Genomic DNA, 23,053 nt, shown 5'->3' with positions numbered 1-23,053 from the left:
TCGGTGGGAACCGCTGCCCCGGCACGGCCGGCGGTGGTACGACTGACGGGTGGGAATCGTCTCGCCGGGCTTCCAGGGCCGGCCCCGTTCGTCCGCGACCGACCTGCCGCCGGGGCAGTACCTCACCGAGGACTTCCCGGTGCTCTCCGCCGGCCCGACGCCGCGGGTGCCGCTCGACACCTGGGAGTTCGTGCTGACCAGCGAGACCGGCGCGGAGTACCGCTGGTCCTGGGACGAGATGATGGGCCTGCCGCAGGACACCCCGACGGTGGACCTGCACTGCGTCACCCGCTGGTCCAAGCTCGGCACCACCTGGCAGGGCGTCTCCCTGGACACGCTGCTCGACGGCGTCGACACCACCGCCCGGTACGCGCTGGCGCACTCCTACGGCGGCTACACCACCAACCTGCCGCTGGACGACCTGCGTGGCGGGCGGGCCTGGGTGGTGCACACGTACGACGGGGGGCCGCTGCCGGCCGAACACGGCGGCCCGGCGCGGCTGCTCGTGCCGCACCTGTACCTGTGGAAGTCGGCGAAGTGGGTGCACGGCATCCGGCTGCTCGTCGACGACCGGCCCGGCTTCTGGGAGACCGCCGGCTACCACGACTACGGCGACCCGTGGCGCGAGCAGCGCTACCAGGGCGACTGAGGTGACCGCGCAGGCGCAGGGCCGCCGCGTCGCGCCGCTGATGTGGCGGGTGGCCCGGCTCGTCGAGCGGCGGATCGAGACGCCCACCGCGCAGACGCTGGTGCTGGACGTGCCCGGCTGGCCCGGCCACCTGCCCGGGCAGCACGTCGACCTGCGCCTGACCGCCCAGGACGGCTACCAGGCCGCCCGGTCGTACTCGCTGGCCGGCCCGGCCGACGGCGAGCGGATCGAGGTGACGGTGCAGCGGGTGCCCGACGGGGAGGTGTCGCCATACCTGACCGACACCTACGCCGAGGGCGACCCGATCGAGGTGCGCGGACCGGTCGGCGGCTGGTTCGTCTGGCGTACCGACGAGACCGCGCCGGTGCTGCTGGTCGGCGGCGGATCCGGCGTCGTGCCGCTGATGGCGATGATCCGCGCGCGCCGGGCCGCCGGCAGCCGCACCCCGTTCCGGCTCGTCTACTCGGTGCGCACCCCGGACGACGTCATCTACGCCGACGAGCTGCGCCGCCGCGCCCGCGACGACCAGGGCCTGGACGTCGCGTACGTCTACACCCGCGCGGCGCCCGACGGCTGGCGCGGCGAGCCGCACCGGATCGGCCTGGCCGACGTGAACAACCACGGCTGGCCGCCGGACCTGGAGCCGCTCTGCTACGTCTGCGGCCCCACCGGATTCGTGGAGACAGTGGCCGACCTGCTGGTGGGGCTGGGCCACCCGACCCGGCGCGTGCGGACCGAACGGTTCGGCCCGACCGGCTGACGACCCGAGGAGAGCGGATGACCGACCTGTCCTACCTGGATGGCAACATGCTCGACGGGCCGTTGCGCGAGGTGTTCGCCGTCGACCTGAGCGCCACCACCGGGCGCTGCGACACCTGCGGGATGACCGGCCCAATGGCCGGGCTACACGTCTACTCGCACGCCCCGGGCCTGGTCGGGCGATGTCCCGCCTGTTCCGGAGTGATGGTGCGCCTGGTCCGCGCGCCGCAGCGGGCCTGGCTGGACCTGCGCGGCACCACGTACCTCCAGGTGCCCATGCCGGCCGAGCCGGCCTTCCGCGCCGCGCCCTGACGTCTGCGCGGGGCCGTGCCCCGCTGTCTGCGCCGCGGCTGGACCGCGCCGGCCGCGCCGGCGCAGCCGCCCGACGAGCTGCCCGACGGTCACCGGCACCACGGACAGGACGAGCTGACCGTTGCGCCCGTCGACGGTGGCCGCGACCGCGTACAGCCGGGCGCCGTGCCGCAGCAGGCGGGGCCGCCCGGCGGCGAGCCGGGGCGCGCGCACCGCGGCCCCGCCGCGCCCGTGGCCGCCGTCCACCTCGGCGCGTACCGGATGCCGCCGGCCGCCCGCGCGGCTCGCGGCCAGGAGCCGGTCGAGGGGGAACTCCGTGCGGACCGTGCGGCCGGTCGGGTCGCCGGCGTCGACCCGGGTGGCGCCCACGACCGCACCGGCCAGCAGCCGCACCGGTCCCGCCTCCGCGGCGAACCGGGGGTACGGGCTGCGCGCGGTCACCGTGAGCGTGTCCCCGTCGGCCCAGCTCACGTCGACGGCGTCCAGCCGCGCCAGCCAGCCGGCGCGTACGTCGGTGACGTCCGACCAGCCGGCCGGGGCGCCCGGATAGCCCGCGTGCCACCGGTCCCCGGCGAAGACCGTCGCCGGCACCCCCCGGCCGGTGTCCTGCTCGATGACCGCCAGCAGCTCGTCGACCCCGCCCGCGGTCACCGCGCCCAGCCGCAGCCGGGCCTCGATGCCGAGCCGGTCCCGCACGCCGTCCGTGACGTGCTGCCGCACCAGCCGGGCGACGCTGCTGTGCACCAGTTCCTGCGTGGCCCGGTCCAGGTGCCGGAAGTCGTCGCCGACCAGGTTCGCCAGCTCCAGCCCGACGTGGCGGCACAGCACCGCGTCCCGGCGCGGTCCCGCGGGGATCAGGCCGGCGACGAACGCGAACAGCCGCTCCACGCTGACCAGGCGCTGCTCGACCCGGCTGTGGTAGGTGATGTTGCGGGCGTCCAGGCGGCGCACCGCGTGGTAGTAGTCGTAGTCGCCCAGCACCGAGATCCGCCGGGCGTGGTAGCAGGCGGCCAGCGTGAACGGCTGGTCGCTGAGGACCGGCATGTCCTCCGGGAAGCGCAGCCCCAGCCGGTCGACCAGTTCGCGCCGGAACAGCTTCGTGTTCGCCAGCGACCAGGGCAGCGCCGAGTCGAACAGGCTCACGTCGACCGCGTTGCCGTCGGCGAACACGTCGGAGAAGACGTGCCGGCCGTTGACGCCCACCACCCTGCCGAGCACCACGTCCGAGCCGTACCGGTCGGCGGCGGCGACCAGGCGTTCGAGGGCCTCCGGGCCGAGCCGGTCGTCGGAACCGACGAAGAAGACGTACCGGCCGGTGGCCAGGTCCAGTCCCCGGTTGCACGGCGCGGCCGGACCACCCGAGTTGGGCTGGTGCGCCACCCGTACGGTGCCCGGGTACCGCGCGGCGTACCGGTCCAGCAGGCGGCCGCTGCCGTCGGTGGACCCGTCGTCCACCGCCACGATCTCCATCCGGTCCGGCCCGATTGTCTGCCGCAGCAGCGAGTCGAGGCACTGCCGCAGGTAGCGCAGCGTGTTGTAGACCGGTACGACGACACTCACGTCGGGGCGGTTCGTCGCCTCCTCGGCTGCCACTGCTGCTCCTTCGCGCTCGCCCGGACGGTCCGGCGCGACCCAGCGTGGTGGAGCGACCCGTCCGGGTGACGACACCCGCGTGACGACGAGGTGACCGGACGGCAGCCGTTGGATACGCCGAAGGGCCCGACCCCGTGGTGGGGGTCGGGCCCTTCGTGTTCGGTCAGGAGCTGTAGCCGCGGCTGGCGATCCAGCGGGCGAGCTCGTCCACGTCCATCCGGTAGGAGGCCTGGTTCGGGTTCGCCGAGTCGGCGATCGTCACGACCTTCCCGCCGTCGCGGTAGCCCACCACGCTGATGTAGTGGCCACCCTCGAAGGAGTGGGCGTTGCCGTCGGTGTCGGTCGCGGTGCCGGCGATGTTGGCCACCACGGCACGGCCGTCGTCGACGGTCTTGACCACGTCGGCGCGCAGCTTGTCGACCTTGTCGCGGTCGCGGGCCTTGTCCACGGGGATCTCGGTGGACTTGTAGACGTCCTTACCGGTCTCCTTGTTCAGCACGGGGGTGATGTCGTTGATGGAGTTGGTGCCGGCTTCGGTGGTGCCCATCTCGCGGGCCATGGCGTGCACGTCGATGTTCTTGCCCTGCACGCTCAGCGCGTTGCGGGCGGCGGCGGGGCCGCAGAAGTAGAAGTTGGGCTGGGCTTCGTAGCGGACGTCCAGCTCGCGCTCGCCATGACCGCTCTTGCGGTCGGCGACGATGGCGGCCTTCTCGGCCGGGGCGGCGTGGGCGGCGATGGCGGGGCCGGCGATGCCACCGGCGGTGGCGACGACACCGGCAGCGGTCAGAACGGTCTTGCGCAGCAGAGTGGTAGCCATGATGGTTGCCTCCCTGAAGTGGGGGATACGCGGCGGGGGTGCCGCGAAGGGGGAAAGTCTTGGGGGGTGCCCGTGGAGGGGCTGGCACGCGGGCGGCCCGGAAGGGGCCTGCTCGTCGCGGCTCGGGGGATGTAACGACCTGCGGGCCGGGGATGATTCCCTCCGACCGTGGCTGCCAGCCGGGGGGTGACCGGTGGCGTGGGTCTGGGGATGTAACCACGACCGGACCGGGGCCATTCCCGGGGACGGCGGCGTGCCCGTCGCTCGGGGATGTAACGACGTCCGGGCCGGGCCGATTCCCTGACCTGGCGACCCGCGCGGGGGTGCCGGGCGGCTGGTGTTCGGCGCTCGTCCCGGTGTCCCGGGGTCAGCCATGTACAACGCCCCGCGCCCACCACCGATTCCACCCTGACGGTGGCACCGACCACAGCCCCGCAACACAGCGAACCGGGCACCGACGCCAAACGACCGGCCCGCACATCGCCGACGGGTCCGCTAGCTCAAGAGCCCTCAAGATCCACCATGTGTGCGCGATCTTGCACTTATTGCCCCGGCAAACCTCGCAAAACAGGCAAGCCTTGGGCGGTAACTGCAAGATCGCGTGGGCGTGGGCGTGGGCGCGTCCGAAGGGTGGATTGGCGGTCTTGCCGATCGGGACGAGACCTCGTGCTGGGCGAGATCTTGGAACGAAACGGCCCCTATAGGGGCTGTCATGTCCCGGGACATGTGTCAACGGGAAGTCCCGATAGATGTGTCAGGGGTTGTGGATCGTGGGGGTGGGGGTGAGGGGGATGTAGTTCTTGTCGGGGTTGAGGTGGAGGTAGCCGATGGGTTGGCCGTCGGGGTGGTAGATGGTGACGTGGTTGTTGTCGCGGATGGCGGTGACGGTGGTGCCGGCGTGGGTGGTGCCGACGCTGGTGCGGTGTCCGGCGACGGCGATGGCGCCGTTGCTGGCGACGGGGCAGTGGTGCAGGGTGGCGTCGGTTTGCAGGGGTGGGCTGGTGGGTCCGCCTAGGGTGGGTGCGTGGGTCCAGGCGTGGGCGGGTGTGGTGCGGTGGGGTAGGGCGCTGTGGCGGCGTTGGGTGTTGTAGTAGCGGCGGTAGGTGTCCAGGAGTGTTTGCAGGGCGGTGAGGGTCTGTGGTGGGGGTTGGGTGCTCAGCCATTTTTTGAGGGTTTGGTGGTGGCGTTCGACCTTGCCGCAGGTTTGTGGGTGGTAGGGGCTGGAGTTGATCGGGCGGGTGCCGTGGTCGATCAGGGTCTGCACGAAGGTGGAGATTGATCCGGGTCGGGTGCGGCGGCTGGTGAACGCGATGCCGTTGTCGCTGAGCACGATGGCCGGCACGCCGTAGGCGGTGAACGCCTGTCTGATCGCGGTGATCGCGGCTCGGGCGGTCTCCGCGGCGGCGGCGTGGCAGGCGACCAGGGTGCGGGTGCAGTCGTCCAGGACGTCGAAGACGACGACAGTGCGGCCGTCGGCGAGTTTCACTTCGGTGGCGTCGATCTGATAGCAGTCGCGGGGCCGGGCATAGCTGAAACGCCGCCACGAGCTACGCGGTCGTTTAGCCGGAGTAGCCACGAGCAGGTCATGCCGGGCCAGCACCCGGTTGACCGTCGAGCGTGACGGCACCGACCAGGACGCGTCGGTGCGCCGGCGCACATCGTCCAACGCGTCTCGGATGAAGTCAGCCCCGTTGTCCGGGCCCAGTTCAGCGCGCAGTTTGCAGATCCACGCGTCCACCTCCGGCGGCGTGACCCGCGGACTGGTACGCGGCCGCCGGGATCGTTCCTGCCACTGACCCTCGGCCCGGATACGTGCGCGGTGCCGGTACACCGTGCGCACCGACACCCCGTGCTCACGCGCGAACTCGGCCGCGTTCACCCGAACCCCCGCCGCCAGCAGCGCGTCCAGCAGGTTCATCACATGCCGCCGAGAAGCCATGCCCGGCAGCACATACCACCCGACCCAAGATCCCTACCACGTGACACATGTATCGGGACTTCAACGCTGACAGATGTCATGGGACTGAACAGCCCCTATAGGGGCGCGTTCCTTCCAAGATCTCTTGTGGTCCTGAGGAGTGGAACAGTGCTCCCGGTGAGTAGGACAGCGGGTGGCGGAGCTGACCCGGGTGGGGCGGAGTGGGGGCGGTGGCCGAGAGTGGGACGGTGCGATATCTGCGCAGCGACGGCCGCGTCGCCATCCGCCGCCCCCGCCCCGCCGACGAGGCGGAGTTCGTCGCCGCCGCCCGGCGCAGCCGTGATCTGCACCATCCGTGGCTGTCCGCGCCGGACGACACGCAGCTGTACGCGGCGTACCTACGCAAGATCCGGCGGCGGGACAGTTCCGGGTTCCTGTTCTGCGACCGGGAGAGCGGTGAGATCGCCGGGTACGCGAACATCAGCGGCATCGTGCGGGGCGCGCTGCGCGGCGGCTACCTCGGATACGCGGCGTTCCGCCCGTACGCCGGGACCGGGCACGCCTCGGCCGGGGTGTGCCTGGTGATCGGGTACGCGTTCGGGCCGCTGGGGCTGCACCGGCTGGAGGCGAACATCCAGCCCGGCAACGAGCCGTCGAAGCGGCTGGCGCGTCGGCTCGGCTTCCGGCTGGAGGGCTTCTCCCCGGACTACCTGTTCATCGACGGCGCGTGGCGCGACCACGAACGCTGGGCGATCACCGCCTGACGCCCGAGCCGCGCCGCCGCCGAACCGAGCAGCCCCAGCTGCCCGGCTTCGGGAAGGCGACCGGGCTGTGGTGCCCGGCCCGGTCCACCGCCCGCACACCGAGGAACACGTTGTCCTTGGACAGGTCGACGGTCACCTCGGTGACGTCGCCGACCGGCAGCACCCCGCGGCGGAGGCGGTACATCCTCGCGTCGATCGCGAGGAATGTCCATATAGCCGCTGATGGATGGATCTTGGGTACGTTTGTCGCAGGTCTGCCCGGGAACGGCAGCAGGCATGACGAAACCACGTGTGGTGATCGTGGGGGCCGGGTTCGCCGGGTACCACGCGGCCAAGACGTTGCGCCGACTGGCCCGCGACCGGGCCGAGATCGTCCTGCTGAACACGACCGACTACTTCCTCTACCTGCCGCTGCTGCCCGAGGTGGCGGCCGGCGTGGTGGAGCCGACCCGGATCGCCGTGCCGCTCGCCGGCACGCTCGACGGCGTCCGCGTGGTGGTCGGCGAGGCGGACCGGGTCGACCTGCAGAACCGGTGGGTCGGCTACCGCTCGATCGAGGGCGACCACGGTCAGCTCGCGTACGACCGGCTCGTGCTCAGCGTCGGCAGCGTCAACAAGCTGCTGCCGATTCCCGGCGTGACCGAGTACGCCCACGGCTTCCGCGGCCTGCCCGAGGCGCTGTACCTGCACGATCACGTGGTCCGGCAGATCGAGCTGGCCGAGCTGACCGACGACCCGGCCGAGCAGCGGGCCCGCGCCACGTTCGTGGTGGTCGGCGCCGGCTACACCGGCACCGAGGTGGCCGCGCACGGGCAGCTGTTCACCGACCGGCTGATGGCCCAGCGCCCGCACCTGAAGGTCCGGCCGCGCTGGATGCTGCTCGACCTCGCGCCCCGGGTGCTGCCCGAACTGGACCGGCGGATGTCGGTCACCGCCGACCGGGTGCTGCGCAAGCGCGGCGTGGACGTGCGGATGAACACCTCGGTCGCCGAGGCCACCCCGGACGGGGTGATGCTCACCGACGGCGAGTACGTCCCGACGTGCAGCCTCGTCTGGTGCGTCGGCGTACGCCCCGACCCGTTCGTGGCCGAGCTGGGGCTGCGCACCGAGAAGGGCCGGCTGGTGGTCGACGAGTTCCTCAACGTCCCCGGCTTCCCGGAGGTGTTCGCCTGCGGCGACGCCGCCGCCGTGCCCGATCCGACCCGCCCCGGGCAGGTGTGCGCGATGACCGCGCAGCACGCCCAGCGGCAGGGCAAGCTGGCCGCGCACAACATCGCCGCCTCCTACGGGCAGGGCGTGCGCAAGTCGTACAAGCACCACGACCTGGGCTGGGTGGTGGACCTGGGCGGCAAGGACGCGGCGGCGAACCCGCTGAAGGTCCCGCTGGCCGGGCTGCCGGCCAAGGCCGTCACCCGCGGCTACCACCTGCTCGCCATGCCCGGTAACCGGCCCCGGGTCGCCGCGGACTGGGCGCTCGACGCGACGCTGCCCCGCCCCGCCGTGCAACTGGGCCTGGTCCCGGCCAACGCGGTGCCGCTGGAGAGCGAGTCACCGGAGCTGGCCCGGCGGCGCTGAGCGCGTACGGTCACCCGCCGGCCGGCCCTCACCCGCCGGCCGGCGGCCGCTGCGCCGGCTCGCCGCCGGCCGGCTCCGGCAGTGCCTGCCGCCCGGCCGGCACGAACTCGCGCAGCAGCACCTGCGCGATGCCGGCCGCCGGGATCGCCAGCAGCGCGCCGACCAGGCCGCCCAGCTCCACCGCCAGCAGCAGGCTGACCAGCACCGTCAACGGGTTGAGCCGCACCGCGCGGGCCATGATGACCGGCTGCAGCAGATGGTTCTCCACCTGCTGGTAGACCACGAAGAAGACGAGCACCACGATGCCGGCGGTAGGGGAGTGCACGAATCCCGCCCCGGCCGCGGCGATCGCCCCGAGCGTGGCGCCGACCAGCGGGATCAGGTCCACCACGGCGACCGTCAGCGCGATCACCGCGGCGAACGGCACGCCGAGCAGGAACAGCACGACGAACGTCAGGCCGCCGCAGATCACGCTGATCAGCACGTTGCCGCTGAGGTAGCCGGTGACGATCCGGGACGAGTCACGGCCGATGCGCCGCAGCCGCCGCGCCGGGCCGTCGCCGACCAGCCGCAGCGTCGCGGCGACGATCTTCGGCGCCTCCAGCACCATCAGGTACGCCAGCACCACCACCGTGACCAGCGCGGTCACCGCCTGGGCCACGCTGCGGACCACCCCGACCGTCGGGTCGCCGAGCCGCGAGCCGAACCGGCGCAGCTGGCCCGGCTCGGCGTACCGGAGCAGGTGGAAGCGGTCCAGCAGCCGCCCGACCGGTCCCCGCCCGGCCTGGGCCTCGCGCACCAGCTCCGGCAGCCGGTCGGCGAAGCGGGCCACCTCGTCCACCAGCGGCACCAGGATCAGCGCGCCGACCGCGGCGAACAGCGCGAACGCGGCCAGGAACACCAGCAGCGTGGCCAGCGCGCGGCGGCGTACCCGCCGCTGCAGGCGGTCCACGAGCGGTTTCAGCGCGACCGCGAAGAACACCGCCACCAGACCCCACACCAGCACCCGCCGGGTCGCCCAGACCAGCGCCAGCCCGACCACCGTGGCGAGGACCAGCCCGATCACGACAAGCGTCCGGCGCGCGGTGGACCGGTCGTCGGCGGTGCTCATCCGGCGCGGCTACCCGCCGCGCGGGGCGGAAAACCCGGCTCAGCCCAGGTCGGCGTCGGTGACCGGGAGGGCGCCGGCGGCGAACGCGTCGAGCGTCGCGTCGTGCAGCACGGTTCCGGGCACCGGATCGGCGGCGGCCCGGGCGGCGAGCCGGCGCGCCGGCAGCCGTCCCGGCGTGGGCGAGGCGGCCAGCACCACGTTGCCGTACCGCCGTCCGCGCAGCATCCGCCGGTCGGCCACCAGGCAGACGTCGGCGAACACCGCCCGCAGCGTGGCCACCTGCCCCCGGGTGTGCGCCAGCGGCGGCAGGTCGGTGAGGTTGATCAGATAGATGCCGTCCGGGCGCAGCACGCGGGCCACCTGCGTCGCGAACTCGACCGCCGCCACCTGCGGGGGCATCCGGGCCGCCCGGTACACGTCGGCCACCACCACGTCGTACGCCCCGGACGGCGCCTCGGTGACCGCCTCCCGGGCGTCACCGATCGCGACCACCACCTTCGGCGGCAGCGGCGGCAGCTTCCGCCGGACCAGGTCGACCACGCCCGGGTCCCGCTCGATCACCCGCTGCGCGGAACCGGGCCGGGTGTGCGCGAGCCAGCGCGGCAGTGTGAGCGCGCCCCCGCCCAGGTGCAGCGCCGTCAGCGCCGCGCCCCGCGGGGCGGCCAGGTCGATCGCGGCGGCGATCCGCCGCACGTACTCGAAGTGCAGGTACCGGGCGTCGGCCACGTCCACGTACGACTGCTCGACCCCGTCGGCCAGCAGCGTGCGCCCGGACGGGCGGGCCGGGTCCACCACGATCTCCAGGGTCTCGGTGTCGTCGTGATCCACGGCGGCACACGGTACCGCCCGGCCACGGGTGGCCCCGGCCCGCGGGGGACCGGGACCGTTCCGCCGCCGGGTCAGCCGGCCGCCATCCCGGCGCCGGCCTCGTCGACTGCCGCGTCCACCCGGTGCGCGAGGTCGACGTCCGCCGCGGTCACGCCGTCGACCTGCTGTGTGCGGACCGTCAGCACGGCGTTGTCCGGGTCCGGCCGCCCGATCTGCGGCGCGCGCCCGGCCTCGGCCTTGAGCTGGTCCAGCCGGTCGAGCACCCGGTCCAGGTTGCCGCCGGGCAACTCGATCGTGCGCACCAGCGACCGCCGGTCGCTGGACCAGTAGGGCAGCGCCGCGAGCGCGTCACGCAGCTCCGGCTCGGTCAGTGGCGCGGTGGCCGAGGACGCGCCCACCAGGCCGCCGCCGAAGTCGGTCGGCCCGAGCAGGTCACGCAACTCGTCGGGTACGCGCAGCGACTCGACCAGCTCCGCGTCGGCCTCATTGAGCGCGGCGAGCGTCGCCTCGGCCTGGTAGCGCGCCTGCTCCGGGGTGAGGCGGCTGTAGCGGCCGACCTCGGCCAGGAACCCGGGCAGGTCGCGGCGGGGTTCCATGCCGTAGACCGGCACCACGTCGTGCAGGGTCAGCGGCACCGCCTCCAGCAGTCGCTCCCGTTCCACCTCGTCCAGCGCCTGGGCCAGGGCCAGCACGGTGCCCTCCGCGGCGACCTTGGCCGTGGTGAAGTCCACCCCCGCGCGCCGGCTCACGTCGTCGACGAGATCCCGGTAGCTCATCGAGACCCCGGGTGACGGCGTCGGGTCCGGCAGCGGGCGCTGCTGCTCCGCGACGGCGACCGGCGGCGGCGCGGGACCGCCGCGCGTGGTGTCCGGCTTGTGCCGTCCGGCCGGCGGCGGGCCGGACCGGTCGTGCCGGTCCAGCGAGGTGACCTGCTTGGACGCGCTCAGGCTGGCGCCGGTCTGGCTCGGCCGCAGCCCTCGCTCGCGGGCCTCGCGGGCGAGAGCCCGGCGGCGCTGGTTGTCGCCCTCCATCTGCTTGCGCATCGTCGCACCTCGTTCCTGGTCGGTTGCGCTTGCGCCGACCGCGTTCCCGGCGCTGCCGGGAAGCTAACGGGAGGCCCGCCCGGCGGAGGCTTCACTCGCTGCGGGTGAGGAGCGCTCACCCCGGCGGGCGGCAGGATCGGATGGACCGGACAACTTCCGACGCACGCGGAAGGGCAGGTCGACATGAAACGGATCGTGGAGATCGTCCCCGCCCGTCCCGGGTGGTACGCCCGCTGGCGGATCGGCCCGGACGTCACCCGCTGCTACCCGGTGACCCTCTGGGCGCTGCTGGAGCACCACGACGGCACCGGGCGTGAGGTGATCGGCGTCGACTGCGTCGGGCAGTGGCCGGGCGCGGACGACGACGGTGCTACCGGAGACTTCGTCCGTTACCTGTTCCAGACGCCCGATTCCGGCGCGCCGGAGGACGCCGAGGCCCCGATCGTGGGAGAGCCGCACACCACCGGCCCGCGCCGGCAGGCCGCGCCCGCCGCCTGAGCCATCCTCCCGGCCCCCGGCCCCTGGTCCCAGGGCCGGGGGCCACCCCTTCCCGGCAACGGCGTGCCGCGCGGTCAGCCCACCTCGCGGGCGCCGCCGGTCACGTCGCGGGGCGGGGCGGCCAGCAGCTCGGCCAGGCCGGTGCGGTCCAGCAGATGCCGTACCTGCGGATTGGTGTTGCGCAGCCGGACCGCGCCGGTGCCGGAGCGGTGGATCACCACGAGCGCGCTCAGCCCGGACGAGTCGCAGAGGACCACGCCGCCGAAGTCGAGCTCCACCTCCTGGCAGCCGTCGCGGCGAAGCCGCGCAACGGCCTCGACCAGTTCCGGGGCGGTGTCGTAGTCCAGCTCACCGGCCAGCCGCACCCGGACGGCGCCGGCGTCGAGCCGGTCCACCTCGATGGTCAGCATCTGGGAGGGCACGCTCCCATGTTCCCAGCCGGACCCCGGCGGGAAACCCCCGGGGTCACGCGGAGGCGGCCGAACCCGTGGCGGGCGGCCCGGTCCGGTCGTCGACCGGCGCACGGTCGAGCAGGCCGGTGACGCCGGTCAGGTCGAGAATGGTCTCCAGGAACCGCGGGACCGCGCGCAGCTCGATCCGGGTGCCGACCTGCTGCCCCTCCCGCCAGGCGTGCACGATCACGGACAGGCCGGTGCTGTCCAGGAACAGCAGGTCGGCGAAGTCGAGCACGAGCGTCGCGGGACGCCCGGCGAGCAGCCGGTCGACCTCCGCGCGCAGCGGCGCCGCGGTGGCGTAGGCCAGGTCGCCGCCGACGCCGATCACCGGGACGGCAGGGTCGGAACGATCCACGGAGATGCTCAGCGGGGTCGCCTCGGACCTTCTGCGTTGAGGAACCACCATCACGCCTTTCCGCACGCTGCCGGTCGGGCAGGGATGCCTGGATCGTAACAACAGCGGCACCGCCCCGCTGGGCGCGCGCGGGCCGCCCCAGCAGCGTCGGCTGGGTGGCGGTACCGGCATACCGGCGTAGTGTGGGGCGAAGAGATGTGGCCACAGGCGCCGTGCGGCGCCCCGGGGGTGCCGACGAGGAGAGTGGGGCTCAGCTGGTGACTGCTGCCGACGTCAGGGGTGCCGACCCGGGCGACGGACGGATCTCCACGCCGAGTGCCGCACGGGTCCCGGCGTGGTCCGCCGCCGCTGCGGCGACGCCTGCCCTGCCGCCGCTGGCAGCCGACCGCGGCCCCGCCGTCCCGGACTGGTCCGAGGTCGTCGAGCACTTCCGGGAGGGCCTTGTCGTCTGCGACGCCGACGGTGTCGTGCGGCACGTGAGCCCCGTCGCGGAGCGCCTGGTCCCCGAGGTGACCGCCGGAGAGCTGCTCGCCGCGGCGGGCGTGGACGCGCTGCGCGGCGACGGCCCGGCGGAGTTCACCCACCACGGGCGACGGCTGCGCGTACGGCCGGTCGCGCTGTCCGGTCACCGGCGCTGCTGGTACGTCGAGGACGTCACCGAGAGCGTCAGCCGGGCCGACGCGCTGCTGGCCGAGCGGGCCCGCTCGGCGTTCCTCGCGGTGGTCGGCGAGAAGCTCGGCAACCCGCTGCACCCCGACCGGGCGGCCGCCGCCGTGGTCCGCCTCGCCGTGCCGACGGCGGCCGACGTGGCGGTCCTGGTGCTCGCCCCCCGCTCCGGCCGGTCCCGGTGGTGGCGGGCGGTACGCGCCGACGACCAGGCGCCCGTGGTGGACAGCGGCGTGCTGCCCGCCCCGGCGCTGCCCGTGGCCATCGAGGCCGGCCTGTCCGGCGCCGAGCCGCACGAGCTGGACTGGCTGGTCGAGCAGGCCGCCGAGGCGGGTTGGCTGCCGGGTCTGGACACCTCCGGCGCCGTCGCCCGGGTGGTGCCGCTGCCCGGCCGGGATGCGCCGGCCGGCGCGCTGCTGGTGGCCCGCCGCGCCGACCGCTGGTACGACGAGGCCGATGTGGACCTGATCCGCGCGTTCGCGGCACGGGCCGGCGCGGCGCTGACCACCGCTCTGCTCTACCGCGACCAGGCCGAGGTCGCCGACACGCTGCAGGCCAGCCTGCTGCCGGTCGAGCCGGCTCCCGCGACCGGCGTGCAGTGGGGCACCGCGTACCGGCCCGCGCAGGCCGGCCTGCGCATCGGCGGCGACTTCTACGGTTCGCACCAGCTCATCGACGGCGGGTCGGTCTTCTTTCTCGGTGACGTGTCGGGCAAGGGCGTGGAGGCGGCCGTCTTCACCGGCCAGCTGCGCCAGTGCCTGCAGGCGCTGCACCGGGTCGAGAGCCAGCCCGGGCGGCTGCTGAAGCTGCTCAACGACGCGCTGCTGGAGACCACCCAGGCACACGGGCAGGGCCGGTTCGCCACCATGGTCCTCGGCGTGGCGCGTCCGCACCGCGACGGCGGCCAGACCCTGACCCTGGCCGGTGGCGGGCACCTGCCCCCGCTGGTGCTGCGGGAGTCCGGTGACGTCGAGGTGGTGCCGTTGCGCGGCATGCTGATCGGCGTGGTGCCCGATCCCCGCATCGGCGAGGTCACCGTGCGCCTGGCGCCGGGGGAGACCTGCCTCTTCTACAGCGACGGCGTGACCGAGGCGCGGGGCGGCCGGCGCGGCGACGAGCAGTTCGGCGCCGAGCGGCTGCTCAACGCCGTGGCCGGCTGTAACCGGATGCCGGCGCCCGCGCTGGCCGAACGGGTCGAGCAGGTGACCTGTGACTGGCTCGCGCACGGCGACCACGACGACATAGCGGTGCTGGCGCTGCGGGCGACCGGCCCGGCCGGGCGGGCGCCCCGGCACCTGCACGCGGTGCCGGAACCGGCCGCGGCCGAGCTGACGAGGGAGTGGTCCGCGTGACAGTGCCGACTGTCGGGGTCGATGCGGGTCACGCCTTCGCCCGCTACCTCCAGTGCCTGGCCGACGCGGACGAGTCCGCCGCCGTGGCGGTGGCCGTGGGGCTCCTGGAGGCGGGCGTGCCCGCCGAGCGGGTGCTGCTCGACCTGGTCGCGCCGGCGCAGGCCGAGGTGGGCGAACGGTGGGCGCGCAACGAGTGGAGCGTCGCCGAGGAGCACGCCGCCACGCACATCAGCGAGCGGGTGGTGGCGGCGGTGGCCGCGTACGCCGATCCCCGGCCGACGCGGGGACGGATCGTGATGGCCTGCATGGACGGCGAGTGGCACGCGCTGCCGGCCCGGCTGGTGGCCGAGGTGCTGCGGTTGCGCGGCTGGCAGGTCGTCTTCCTCGGCGCCAGCGTGCCCGCCGCCCACCTGGTCTCCTACCTGCACCGTTACGACGCGGAGGCGGTGGCGCTGGCCTGCGCGCTGCCGATGCGGCTGCCGCACGCCCACCGGATGGTGGAGGCGTGCCGCCGCTCTGACGTGCCGGTGGTGGTGGGTGGCCGGGGCTTCGGCGAGGACGGCCGCTGGGCGCGTGTGCTGGGTGTGCCGTGGGCGCCGGACGCGCCGGCCGCGGCCGACCTGGTGGCCGACGAGCGGGCGCTGCGTGCGGCGCCGCCGGCCCGGCTGGACCACCTGGCCGACGACGAGTACGCCAGCCTGGTCAAGCGGCGCGGCGAGTTGATCGACAGCGCCCTGGCCGACCTGCGGGAGCGGGTGCCGTCGGTGTCCGGCTACACCCCGGCGCAGCTCGACTCCACGATCAGCGACCTCGGTTACATCGTGGACTTCCTGGCCGCCGCGCTCTATGTGGACGACGGGACGCTGTTCACCGCGTTCGTCGAGTGGCTGGTGGAGATCCTGGTCAGCCGCGGGGTGCCGGCGGGGGCGGTCGGCCTGACGCTGGAGCACTATGGACAGCAGTTGCGCGACTTCCCGCGCGCGGCCGGTTTCCTCGACCGGTCCCGGGCTCTGGTCGGCGGCCTGTCTGCGGCGGGCCGCTGACGGCACCCGGGTGGGCCGTCCCATATACTTGCACTACTGCAAGCGTTCGCCTGCGGTGGGGAGCGAGGGGGGCCAGGGTGACGTTCACCGTCACGTACGCCCAGCGGGACGGGGGCGGTGTCTGCCTCCGGCTCGCCGGTGAGCTCGACCTGGGCACGGCCCCCGAGCTGAACTCGGCGATCGACCGGCTGATCGCCGAGGGACAACGCGAGCTGCTGCTCGACCTCGCCGAGCTGACCTTCTGCGACTCCACCGGCATCGCCGCCTTCGTGCGCGGGGACAATCTCGTCGCCGCCGACGGCGGCTGGCTGCGCCTGACCGGGGCGACCGGCCGGGTGGCCCGGGTGCTGCAGGTGACCGGGCTGGCCGAGGTGCTCCGGTACGCCCGTGACACCGTCGACCCGGCCGCGCCGGCCGCCTCCTGATCCGGTACATTTCCCCGCCAGCAACCGGCCGTGCGGCCGGCCGCCCTCCTCGAGACAAGCAGGTAAGACGATGGGTCAGAGCAGCCCGAGCCCGGTTCGCATCCTGGTGGTGGACGACGATCCGGGTGACGTCCTGATGATCGAGGAGGCGCTCGCCGACTCCGACGTCGACAAGGTCATCGACGTGGTCGCCGACGGTCAGGAGGCGATGGAGTTCCTCCGGCGCGAGGGCCGGCACGCCGAGGCGCAGCGTCCGGACGTGATCCTGCTGGACCTGAACATGCCCCGGATGGACGGGCGGCAGGTGCTCGGCGAGGTCAAGGGCGACGAGAGCCTGCGGACCATCCCGATCGTGGTGCTGACCACCTCCAACGCCGACACCGACGTGGTCAGCAGCTACACGTTGCAGGCCAACGCGTACGTGACCAAGCCGATCGACCTGGACGACTTCAACGACGTGGTACGCCGCATCGACGAGTTCTTCGGCCGGGTGGTCGTGCTCCCGAAGCACCAGTAGGTGCGGGAAGTCCGGGCCTCCGCATCCTGAACATTTTGTGGGAACGGCCCCGCCCGTGAGCGACCGGCCCGCAGGATCGGCAGTGGGGACGAACACCGGCTGCCTGGGGGGCGACGCATGAGGTTCTCGGTGGTGGAGACCGGATACGACAGGCGTCAGGTGGATTCCTGCCTCGACGAGCTGAGCCTGCGGCTGGGGCGGCTGGCGGCGCGGGCGGAGGGCGCCGCCGGGGCCGGCCGGGAGTGGGATCAGATCCGGTCCGACGCCCTGCACCTGTGCGACTTCCTGCACCGGCGGACCGCGCCGGTCGAGGGCCCGGAGGCGGCCCGCCCGTCGCCGGCCGAGCGGGAGGCCGCCGAGCTGCTGGCCACCGCCCGCGCCGAGCTGGAGGCCGCCCGCGAGGAGGCCCGCCGGTTGCGGGAGGAGGCGTACGCCGACGCTCTGCGGGCCCGCCGCGAGTTCGAGGCGGCCCTGCTGGCACGGCGTCGCCGCGAGTCCCGGGTGGACGAGATCCTGGCCGGCGCGCGCGGCGAGCGGGTGCCGGTGGACACCCCGACCGCCGCCGCGGGCGTGCGGCCCGGCGCCGCCTGACCGGTCCGGGTCAGGTCAGCGCCGCCACGATCGTCGCGGCCCGGTCCTCGTGCCGGGCGTACGCGTCCGGGTACGCGGACACCTGCACCGCCTGGGCGGCGGCGGTGACGCTCATGTCCGCCCAGCCGGGCACCTCGCGCAGGGCGGTGTAGAAGGCGCGGGCCGCGTACGAGGGCCGCATGAGCTGTGCGACGGTGCCCCAGCCGCTGCTGGGGCGCTGCTGGAACAGCCCGACCGAGTCGTGGTCGGAGCCGCTGCCCTGGTGCGGGTGGTCGAACGACTCCGGGAGCACGTCGCTGGCCAGGTTGTAGAGGTTGCTCTCCTGCATCGCGGTGGCCACCGCCACGACGAGCGCCCGGCGCGGCATGCCCATGTCCCGCCCCACGTCCACGATGATCTTCGCGTTGTTCATCTGCCGCTGGTCCAGCCCGGCGACCGGCCGCGGGTTCTTCGGGCGGGCGGGCTTGCGCGGCGGCTTCTTCGTCGACGCGGACGGGCTCGGCGTGACGGCCGGGGCCGGCAGGACCGGCGCGGCGGCGGCTGGTGGCGCTAGGCGGCTGAAGTCGCGGGAGGCCCGCTGCTCGGCGGCGGCCCGGTCGGCGACCGCCTCGCGTACGTCCAGCCGCGCGGGGCCGGTCTCGCCGACGCCGGCGACGCCGATCAGGCCGAGGCAGCAGGTGACGCCGGTGGCGACGGCGATCCGGCCCGGTACGGAGCGGGCCGGGCCGCGCCGGGGCGGCTCCGGGGCGCGGTGACGCCCCACTCTCCGTTCGGCTGATGCCGGGTCAATCGTTCGGCGAACCGGGCGGTTGGCGCGCAGCGGCTGGTGGGAGGGGTGGTCGGGAGGCACCCGCCGAGGCTAGAGAGCTTCCGGGCCGTTGCCATCGGGGTGATTGGTGGCATGCGCCACAATCTGCCGGATTCGCGGCCGACAATCCGTGCGGGAGATCATGAATCGAGTGAACCGCGCGTACCCGGAAGATGCCTCATGTCGGTTTAAGAACCGGAATTCGGACGCGAGCGCGCGTGTCCCGCCTCGCGCGCCGGCCTCCACCGTTCGGGGGAGGCCGGCCTGGTCGGCCGACCCGCCCGGCGCGGCGGTCCGCCGACCACCGGCATCGACCACGCCGGATGCGCCCGGTAGCTGTGGATCATGGTGAGGCCCCGGCGCGGCGACCCGGACGCTCGTTACGATTCCGACGGTGACCGAGCAGAAGGCCGACGAGCGTGGCCCCGGAGAGCCGTCCGGCCGCCGGAGGCGGCGCGGACTCGTCGTCATCGCCTGCGCCGGGCTGCTCGCGGCGCTGCTCGCCGGCCATCGGGCGGTGCCGAACGTGCACGGGCTGGGCAGCCTGCTGGACAGCGCCGTTCCGCTGCTCGGCCTCGGCGTACCGGTGCTCGCGCTCGCGGCGCTGCTGCGCCGCTCCCGCCCGGCGCTGCTGGCGGTGCTGCTGCCGGCGCTGGTCTGGGCCGGCCTGTACGGGCGCGCGTGGCTGCCCCCGGCGGCCGGCGCGGCGGGCGCCTCGGTGCGGGTGGCCAGCCAGAACCTGCGTGTCGGCAACCCCGACCCGGCCGCCACGGTGGGCGCGCTCGCCGGCGACGGACCGGACCTGATCGGGCTCCAGGAGGTCGCCGACGGTGACCGGGTGGCGCCGGTCCTCGCCGGCCGGTACCCGCACCGCGCGGTGGTGTCGACGGTCGCGCTGTGGAGTCGGTGGCCGATCCGGGAGGCGCACGGCATCGACACCGGGCTGGGCTGGGACCGCGCGCTGCGCGCCGTGGTGGCCGCCCCCCGGGGCGACCTGACCGTGTACGTCGTCCACCTCGGCTCCGCGCGCGCCGGGCACACCGCCACCCGGGACCAGACCGTCGCCGCGCTGGCCGACGCCGTACGCGCCGACCCGGCGGAGCGGCTGCTGGTGCTCGGCGACCTGAACACCGCCACCACCGACCGGGTCTTCGACCCGCTGACCCGGCTGCTGCGCGACGCTCAGGCCGAGGCCGGGCAGGGATTCGGCTTCACCTGGCCGGCGGAGCTACCGGTGACCCGACCGGACCACGTCCTCTACCGGGGACTCACCCCCACCACTGCCGGGGTGCTGCACACCCCGGACAGCGACCACCGCGCGGTGACCGCTGGCTTCCGCTGGTGAGCGCTCAGTGCCGGCCGTTCTCCGCCGGGGTCACCGTGAGCCGGTGCCGGCTCGGGTCGCCGCTGGAGAACGGCCAGAGCCGGTCGGCGTACGCGACCAGGTCGGCCAGCTGATCCCGGGTCAGTCCCGCCGAGGAGATCTCGGCGTGCACGTCGGCCCGGTAACGGCCGTCGTCGTCGCGGCCCAGTTTCGCCTCTGCGGTCACCTGCACGGTGTGCGCCTCGTCGGTGATCTCCCCGGCCGCCTCCACAGCTGCGTGGTGCAGGCAGGAGGCGAACGCCGCGGCCAGGAGCTGCTCCGGCGTCAGACCGGTGCAGTGCGGCGCCAGCGGGGACGCCAGGGCGGAGGAGAGACCGCCGTCGTCGGTGCGTACGTGACCGCCCGCCGCGGTCGCCGTGGCCGTCTCGGCCAGCCAGGAACTCGGATCCGGCATCGCGTTCCTCCCGTCACTCACCGGACCGCGTTCCCGGACCCCGAGCAGCGAAACCGCGCCCGGGCGGGCAGTAGGAGCGCTCAGCCGACCCGGCCGCTCGGCGCGGCGTCGACGGCCATCGCCTCGGTGGCCTCGGCGGCCGCCCGGCTGGTCCACGGCGAGACCTGCTCCGCGCGCTGGCGGGGCAGCACCGCGCTCATCGGCACGTACACCCGGGCGTCCACCGCCTCGGCCAGCAGCAGCGCGGCCATCGGGCTGGTCGGCCGGGCCGCCGGGTCGGCGTCGAGGCAGCTGCGGCACAGGTCGGCCACCTCGGGCGGCAGCCCGGGAACGTCGGGCAGCGGCCGGGGCTCGGGCCGGCGTCCCCCCGGCCCGAGCAGCCGGGTGGTGCTGTCCGCCTCGTACGGCAGGTGACCGGTGAGGCAGTAGTAGAGCAGCACGCCGAGGGCGTACATGTCGGCGGCCGGGGTGGCGGGCTGCCGGTCGAGCTGCTCCGGCGCCAGATAGGCGGGGGTGCCCACCACCACGCCGTCCGGAGTGTGGTCCGGCGCGCCGGCCGGGGTGGCGATGCCGAAGTCGAGCACCTTCACCCCGCACGGGGTGAGGATCACGTTCGCGGGCTTCACGTCCCGGTGCACGATGCCGTGCGCGTGCGCGGCCGCGAGCGCGGCGCACACCTCGGCGCAGACCCGCGCCGCGATCCGCCAGTCCAGCGGCCCCGCGCGCAGGTGCGCGGCGAGCGTCTCGCCCTCGGCCAGCTCCATCACGATGTACGGCGCCGGCCGGCCGTCGGGCAGCGTGGCGGTGCCGAAGTCGTGCACGCTGGCGACGTTCGGGTGCACCAGGCGAGCCGCCGAGCGCGCCTCGGCCCGGATCCGCTCCACCGAGCCGGCCTCGCCGTCGAGCCGGGGCGAGATCAGCTTCACCGCGACGGTCCGGTCCAGCACACGGTCGTGCGCCCGCCAGACCTCCGACATGCCACCCAGGCCGGCCCGCTGTTCGAGCTCGTACCGCCCGCCCAGCGTCCGCATCGCCCACTCCTCGCCTCGTCCGGTGTGCCCTCCGGTCCCGCTACCCGGCCCCGGAGCTGTGCAAACCGGCGGGGGTTTCCATTCCGGCGGGGTAGCTTCGCGGCGAGGGGTCGACACAGGGAGGGCAGCGGTGGCTTCGGTGCGCGTACGGTTCGTCGGCGGTCCGGCCGACGAGCTGACCCGGGACCTGCCCGCGGGGCCGGACGGCGGGCCACCGCCCCGGTGGGTGCTGCGGCATCCCGAGGAGCCGGCCGAGGGGGTGGCCGACCACCTCTACGAACGCGACGAGCACGCCGCGGCGGGCGGCTGGACCATGCGGTACGTGCACACGTTCCCGTTCGGCGCGACCGAGTGAGACTCAGCCCGCCCGGACGCCGGTGGTGGCGAGGATGACCGAGGCGACCAGCTCCGGATCGTCGTGCATCGGCACGTGGCCGCAGCCGGGCAGGTCCAGGTGCCGCGCGGCGGGCAGCCGGGTACGCGCCAGCGCCGCCTGCCGGTAGGGCAGGATCCGGTCCCGGGTGCCCCACGCCACGGTGACCGGCACCGTCGGCGCGCCCGCGTAGGCGTACCCCCGGCCGGCGCGCGCGACGGCGCGGAACGCCCGCGCCTGGCGCAGCGCGCGGGCGTCGGCGACCGCGTCGTCGAGGGTCATCCGGTTGGGCCGGGCCAGGATCATGCCCATCGCCAGCATCCGCAGCGCGGGCGCGGCGAACAGGCGGCGCAGCACCGGCTCGGGCAGCCGGGCCGCGTTGCGGTGCAGGGCGAGCACGGTCAGCGCCCAGCGCAGCTCGCGGGCGGTGCAGAACCCGGCCGGGGACAGCGCGGTGGCCGAGGAGACCGCGCCGAGCGCGGCGAGTTCCAGCGCGATCGCCCCGCCGAGGCTGTTGCCCGCGACGTGCGGGCGATCCAGCCCGAACGCGGCGAACAGCTCGACCATGGCCGCGGTCAGGCCGGGCATGTCGGCGGGCAGCCCGGTGGCGGGCACCGGGGAGCGGCCGAAGCCCGGCAGGTCGACGGCTATCACGTCGTGCGCCTGCGCGAGCCGGTCCAGCACCGGCCGCCAGGCGCCGCCGTGGTGACCGATGCCGTGCAGCAGCACCAGCGTGGGCCCGGCGCCGCGCCGCTCGTAGACGACCTCCACCGGCGCGGTCACGGCCGTCCCTGCGGCGTGCTGGGGCCGAAGCCCCGCCCCAACGCGCGGGCCTGTTCCTCGATCAGCGGCACGGTGGCCCGGGCGGTGCGGCCCACCAGCCGGTCGGCCAGCGGACTGACCAGCACCGACCGTACGGCCTGCACGCCGGCGACGGCGCGTGGCACGTACACCCGGCGGCTGCGCCGCTCGATCGCCCGGACGAACGCCTCGGCGCACTCGGCCACCGTCGTGGTACGCCGCAGCGGCCACGGCAGCTTCGTCAGCGCCGTTTCGAAGGCCGGCAGGTCGGCGCGCGCCTCGCGGACCAGGTCGGTGTCCACCCACGACGGATGGGCGGTGCCCACCGCCACGCCCCGGTGCGCCAGCTCCAGGCGGATCGCGTTGCCGAACTGCTCGACGCCTGCCTTGGAGGCGCAGTAGGCGGCCATGCCGGGCAGCGCGGCGAACGCCGCGGCCGAGGACACGATCAGCAGGTAGCCGCCCCGGTCGACGAGCGCCGGCACGGTCGCGGCGGCGGTGCGCATCACCCCGATCAGGTTGACCTCGACCGTACGCACCAGCGCCTCGACGTCGCCGACGGCGATCGTGCCGCGGTTGGCCACCCCGGCGTTCGCGACCACCGCGTCGATCCCGCCCAGCGCCGCCACGGTACCGTCGACCGCCTCGGCCAGCGCCTGCTGGTCGGTGACGTCGGCGGCGAACCAGGCGTGCCCGGGACCCAGCTCGGCGGCGAGCGCGGCGAGCCGGTCGGGTTCCAGCCCGACCAGTGACAACCGAGCGCCGCGTGCGGCGGCGAGGCGGGCGGTGTGCTCGCCGATGCCCCGGGCCGCGCCGGTCACCAGCACCACCTTGCCGGCCAACCGGCCGGAAAAACGACCGTCGATGGACATGCCGGGAAGTTACCACCGGGTAGCCCGGGTGTGGAAGACCCGGCCGGACCTGCCCGGATTCGAAGTCGGCCGGCGCGCACAGCTGGTACACAGGATCGGGACAGCCCGGCGACAGCGGG

The 23,053-nt window shown here is 74.4% G+C and carries 26 protein-coding genes and 1 pseudogene; 13 read left to right on the top strand and 14 right to left on the bottom strand.

All coding sequences use genetic code 11. The features are described from left to right. Window positions 1-49: 49 nt before the first annotated feature. From O7542_RS12065 to O7542_RS12055, 3 genes and pseudogenes are all read left to right on the top strand, one after another. A complete protein-coding gene (locus O7542_RS12065) occupies window positions 50-649 on the top strand; it encodes a sulfite oxidase-like oxidoreductase (RefSeq protein WP_043324587.1) in 600 nt (199 codons plus the stop codon). A 40-nt stretch (window positions 650-689) separates the two neighbouring features. Next, window positions 690-1,409, top strand: coding sequence for a ferredoxin reductase (locus tag O7542_RS12060; RefSeq protein WP_281606464.1), 720 nt, complete (start codon window positions 690-692; stop codon window positions 1,407-1,409). Window positions 1,410-1,426: 17 nt separating this feature from the next. Then, a pseudogene (locus O7542_RS12055) lies at window positions 1,427-1,627 on the top strand (DUF6510 family protein); the annotation flags it as partial. Here the strand turns inward: O7542_RS12055 and O7542_RS12050 are convergent. From O7542_RS12050 to O7542_RS12040, 3 genes are all read right to left on the bottom strand, one after another. Continuing rightward, complete coding sequence (locus O7542_RS12050; protein WP_281606227.1) at window positions 1,553-3,313, bottom strand: glycosyltransferase; 1,761 nt, start codon at window positions 3,311-3,313, stop codon at window positions 1,553-1,555. The pseudogene O7542_RS12055 and the gene O7542_RS12050 overlap by 75 nt on opposite strands. A gap of 163 nt (window positions 3,314-3,476) precedes the next feature. Beyond that, complete coding sequence (locus O7542_RS12045) at window positions 3,477-4,130, bottom strand: C39 family peptidase (protein WP_043324579.1); 654 nt, start codon at window positions 4,128-4,130, stop codon at window positions 3,477-3,479. 754 nt (window positions 4,131-4,884) lie between these two features. Beyond that, window positions 4,885-6,069, bottom strand: a complete 1,185-nt coding sequence (locus O7542_RS12040; protein WP_083297081.1) for a DDE-type integrase/transposase/recombinase — start codon at window positions 6,067-6,069, stop codon at window positions 4,885-4,887. A 227-nt stretch (window positions 6,070-6,296) separates the two neighbouring features. Between O7542_RS12040 and O7542_RS12035 the strand changes: the two genes are divergently transcribed. Continuing rightward, window positions 6,297-6,812 (top strand): GNAT family protein, encoded by a 516-nt coding sequence (locus tag O7542_RS12035; protein WP_281606226.1) that lies wholly within the window; start codon window positions 6,297-6,299, stop codon window positions 6,810-6,812. On the opposite strand, the gene O7542_RS12030 is transcribed toward O7542_RS12035, so the two are convergent. Next, window positions 6,802-6,996, bottom strand: a complete 195-nt coding sequence (locus O7542_RS12030; RefSeq protein ID WP_187694238.1) for a hypothetical protein — start codon at window positions 6,994-6,996, stop codon at window positions 6,802-6,804. The genes O7542_RS12035 and O7542_RS12030 overlap by 11 nt on opposite strands. Window positions 6,997-7,088: 92 nt before the next feature. Here O7542_RS12030 and O7542_RS12025 point away from each other — a divergent pair, with 92 nt between their 5' ends. Further along, on the top strand, window positions 7,089-8,387 hold the full coding sequence (locus tag O7542_RS12025) for an NAD(P)/FAD-dependent oxidoreductase (RefSeq protein WP_064446170.1): 1,299 nt from the start codon (window positions 7,089-7,091) through the stop codon (window positions 8,385-8,387). Between the two features lie 28 nt (window positions 8,388-8,415). Here the strand turns inward: O7542_RS12025 and O7542_RS12020 are convergent, their stop codons facing one another. The 3 genes from O7542_RS12020 to O7542_RS12010 form a co-directional block, all read right to left on the bottom strand. Continuing rightward, window positions 8,416-9,498, bottom strand: a complete 1,083-nt coding sequence (locus tag O7542_RS12020) for an AI-2E family transporter (protein ID WP_274478255.1) — start codon at window positions 9,496-9,498, stop codon at window positions 8,416-8,418. A gap of 39 nt (window positions 9,499-9,537) precedes the next feature. Then, a complete protein-coding gene (locus tag O7542_RS12015; protein WP_281606225.1) occupies window positions 9,538-10,326 on the bottom strand; it encodes a fused MFS/spermidine synthase in 789 nt (262 codons plus the stop codon). Between the two features lie 71 nt (window positions 10,327-10,397). Beyond that, a complete protein-coding gene (locus tag O7542_RS12010) occupies window positions 10,398-11,369 on the bottom strand; it encodes a DUF2267 domain-containing protein (RefSeq protein ID WP_069089851.1) in 972 nt (323 codons plus the stop codon). A 183-nt stretch (window positions 11,370-11,552) separates the two neighbouring features. Between O7542_RS12010 and O7542_RS12005 the strand changes: the two genes are divergently transcribed. After that, window positions 11,553-11,867 carry a hypothetical protein gene (locus tag O7542_RS12005; protein ID WP_030504313.1) on the top strand — a complete coding sequence of 105 codons (315 nt, stop codon included), beginning with the start codon at window positions 11,553-11,555 and terminating at the stop codon, window positions 11,865-11,867. Between the two features lie 74 nt (window positions 11,868-11,941). Here the strand turns inward: O7542_RS12005 and O7542_RS12000 are convergent, their stop codons facing one another. Both O7542_RS12000 and O7542_RS11995 read right to left on the bottom strand, forming a co-directional pair. Beyond that, window positions 11,942-12,289, bottom strand: coding sequence for an STAS domain-containing protein (locus O7542_RS12000; protein WP_233514741.1), 348 nt, complete (start codon window positions 12,287-12,289; stop codon window positions 11,942-11,944). Window positions 12,290-12,332: 43 nt separating this feature from the next. After that, the gene (locus O7542_RS11995) at window positions 12,333-12,677 is read right to left on the bottom strand and encodes an STAS domain-containing protein (protein ID WP_043324565.1); all 345 of its coding nucleotides are present in this window, start codon (window positions 12,675-12,677) and stop codon (window positions 12,333-12,335) included. Window positions 12,678-12,934: 257 nt separating this feature from the next. Here O7542_RS11995 and O7542_RS11990 point away from each other — a divergent pair, with 257 nt between their 5' ends. From O7542_RS11990 to O7542_RS11970, 5 genes are all read left to right on the top strand, one after another. Continuing rightward, window positions 12,935-14,695, top strand: a complete 1,761-nt coding sequence (locus O7542_RS11990) for a PP2C family protein-serine/threonine phosphatase (RefSeq protein WP_281606224.1) — start codon at window positions 12,935-12,937, stop codon at window positions 14,693-14,695. After that, window positions 14,692-15,738, top strand: a complete 1,047-nt coding sequence (locus O7542_RS11985) for a cobalamin-dependent protein (RefSeq protein ID WP_281606223.1) — start codon at window positions 14,692-14,694, stop codon at window positions 15,736-15,738. Before O7542_RS11990 ends, O7542_RS11985 begins: the two co-directional genes overlap by 4 nt. A 77-nt stretch (window positions 15,739-15,815) precedes the next feature. Continuing rightward, on the top strand, window positions 15,816-16,163 hold the full coding sequence (locus O7542_RS11980) for an STAS domain-containing protein (protein WP_043324561.1): 348 nt from the start codon (window positions 15,816-15,818) through the stop codon (window positions 16,161-16,163). A 70-nt stretch (window positions 16,164-16,233) separates the two neighbouring features. Further along, window positions 16,234-16,680, top strand: a complete 447-nt coding sequence (locus tag O7542_RS11975; protein ID WP_030504307.1) for a response regulator — start codon at window positions 16,234-16,236, stop codon at window positions 16,678-16,680. A 117-nt stretch (window positions 16,681-16,797) separates the two neighbouring features. Beyond that, complete coding sequence (locus tag O7542_RS11970; RefSeq protein WP_064446164.1) at window positions 16,798-17,271, top strand: hypothetical protein; 474 nt, start codon at window positions 16,798-16,800, stop codon at window positions 17,269-17,271. Between the two features lie 10 nt (window positions 17,272-17,281). On the opposite strand, the gene O7542_RS11965 is transcribed toward O7542_RS11970, so the two are convergent. Then, a complete protein-coding gene (locus tag O7542_RS11965; RefSeq protein WP_064446163.1) occupies window positions 17,282-18,034 on the bottom strand; it encodes a hypothetical protein in 753 nt (250 codons plus the stop codon). Between the two features lie 439 nt (window positions 18,035-18,473). Here O7542_RS11965 and O7542_RS11960 point away from each other — a divergent pair, with 439 nt between their 5' ends. Then, window positions 18,474-19,424, top strand: coding sequence for an endonuclease/exonuclease/phosphatase family protein (locus O7542_RS11960; protein ID WP_281606222.1), 951 nt, complete (start codon window positions 18,474-18,476; stop codon window positions 19,422-19,424). Between the two features lie 4 nt (window positions 19,425-19,428). Here O7542_RS11960 and O7542_RS11955 read toward each other — a convergent pair whose 3' ends face one another. Further along, window positions 19,429-19,857, bottom strand: coding sequence for an OsmC family protein (locus O7542_RS11955; RefSeq protein WP_013285994.1), 429 nt, complete (start codon window positions 19,855-19,857; stop codon window positions 19,429-19,431). A gap of 80 nt (window positions 19,858-19,937) precedes the next feature. Then, entirely contained in the window at window positions 19,938-20,888 is a 951-nt protein-coding gene (locus O7542_RS11950) for a serine/threonine-protein kinase (protein WP_064446162.1), read from the bottom strand. Between the two features lie 130 nt (window positions 20,889-21,018). Here O7542_RS11950 and O7542_RS11945 point away from each other — a divergent pair, with 130 nt between their 5' ends. Then, a complete protein-coding gene (locus tag O7542_RS11945; protein ID WP_043324550.1) occupies window positions 21,019-21,243 on the top strand; it encodes a hypothetical protein in 225 nt (74 codons plus the stop codon). A gap of 3 nt (window positions 21,244-21,246) precedes the next feature. Here the strand turns inward: O7542_RS11945 and O7542_RS11940 are convergent, their stop codons facing one another. Both O7542_RS11940 and O7542_RS11935 read right to left on the bottom strand, forming a co-directional pair. Beyond that, on the bottom strand, window positions 21,247-22,044 hold the full coding sequence (locus O7542_RS11940; protein ID WP_281606221.1) for an alpha/beta fold hydrolase: 798 nt from the start codon (window positions 22,042-22,044) through the stop codon (window positions 21,247-21,249). Next, the gene (locus O7542_RS11935) at window positions 22,041-22,934 is read right to left on the bottom strand and encodes an SDR family oxidoreductase (RefSeq protein ID WP_064446160.1); all 894 of its coding nucleotides are present in this window, start codon (window positions 22,932-22,934) and stop codon (window positions 22,041-22,043) included. Before O7542_RS11935 ends, O7542_RS11940 begins: the two co-directional genes overlap by 4 nt. Window positions 22,935-23,053: the final 119 nt, after the last annotated feature.

Source organism: Micromonospora sp. WMMC264 (assembly GCF_027497275.1).
GTDB classification, from domain to species: domain Bacteria; phylum Actinomycetota; class Actinomycetes; order Mycobacteriales; family Micromonosporaceae; genus Micromonospora; species Micromonospora chalcea.
The sequence above is the reverse complement of the archived record's forward strand: the minus strand, read 5'-3'. Positions and strand labels throughout refer to the sequence as shown.

Excerpts from the sequence above, each read along its gene's own strand:
- O7542_RS12060 (WP_281606464.1), top strand. The coding sequence starts at position 690 with ATGTGGCGGGTGGCCCGGCTCGTCGAGCGGCGGATCGAGACGCCCACC.
- O7542_RS12045 (WP_043324579.1), bottom strand. The coding sequence starts at position 4,130 with ATGGCTACCACTCTGCTGCGCAAGACCGTTCTGACCGCTGCCGGTGTC.
- O7542_RS12040 (WP_083297081.1), bottom strand. The coding sequence starts at position 6,069 with ATGGCTTCTCGGCGGCATGTGATGAACCTGCTGGACGCGCTGCTGGCG.
- O7542_RS12030 (WP_187694238.1), bottom strand. The coding sequence starts at position 6,996 with ATGTACCGCCTCCGCCGCGGGGTGCTGCCGGTCGGCGACGTCACCGAG.
- O7542_RS12025 (WP_064446170.1), top strand. The coding sequence starts at position 7,089 with ATGACGAAACCACGTGTGGTGATCGTGGGGGCCGGGTTCGCCGGGTAC.
- O7542_RS12020 (WP_274478255.1), bottom strand. The coding sequence starts at position 9,498 with ATGAGCACCGCCGACGACCGGTCCACCGCGCGCCGGACGCTTGTCGTG.
- O7542_RS12010 (WP_069089851.1), bottom strand. The coding sequence starts at position 11,369 with ATGCGCAAGCAGATGGAGGGCGACAACCAGCGCCGCCGGGCTCTCGCC.
- O7542_RS12005 (WP_030504313.1), top strand. The coding sequence starts at position 11,553 with ATGAAACGGATCGTGGAGATCGTCCCCGCCCGTCCCGGGTGGTACGCC.
- O7542_RS11975 (WP_030504307.1), top strand. The coding sequence starts at position 16,234 with ATGGGTCAGAGCAGCCCGAGCCCGGTTCGCATCCTGGTGGTGGACGAC.
- O7542_RS11970 (WP_064446164.1), top strand. The coding sequence starts at position 16,798 with ATGAGGTTCTCGGTGGTGGAGACCGGATACGACAGGCGTCAGGTGGAT.
- O7542_RS11955 (WP_013285994.1), bottom strand. The coding sequence starts at position 19,857 with ATGCCGGATCCGAGTTCCTGGCTGGCCGAGACGGCCACGGCGACCGCG.
- O7542_RS11950 (WP_064446162.1), bottom strand. The coding sequence starts at position 20,888 with ATGCGGACGCTGGGCGGGCGGTACGAGCTCGAACAGCGGGCCGGCCTG.
- O7542_RS11935 (WP_064446160.1), bottom strand. The coding sequence starts at position 22,934 with ATGTCCATCGACGGTCGTTTTTCCGGCCGGTTGGCCGGCAAGGTGGTG.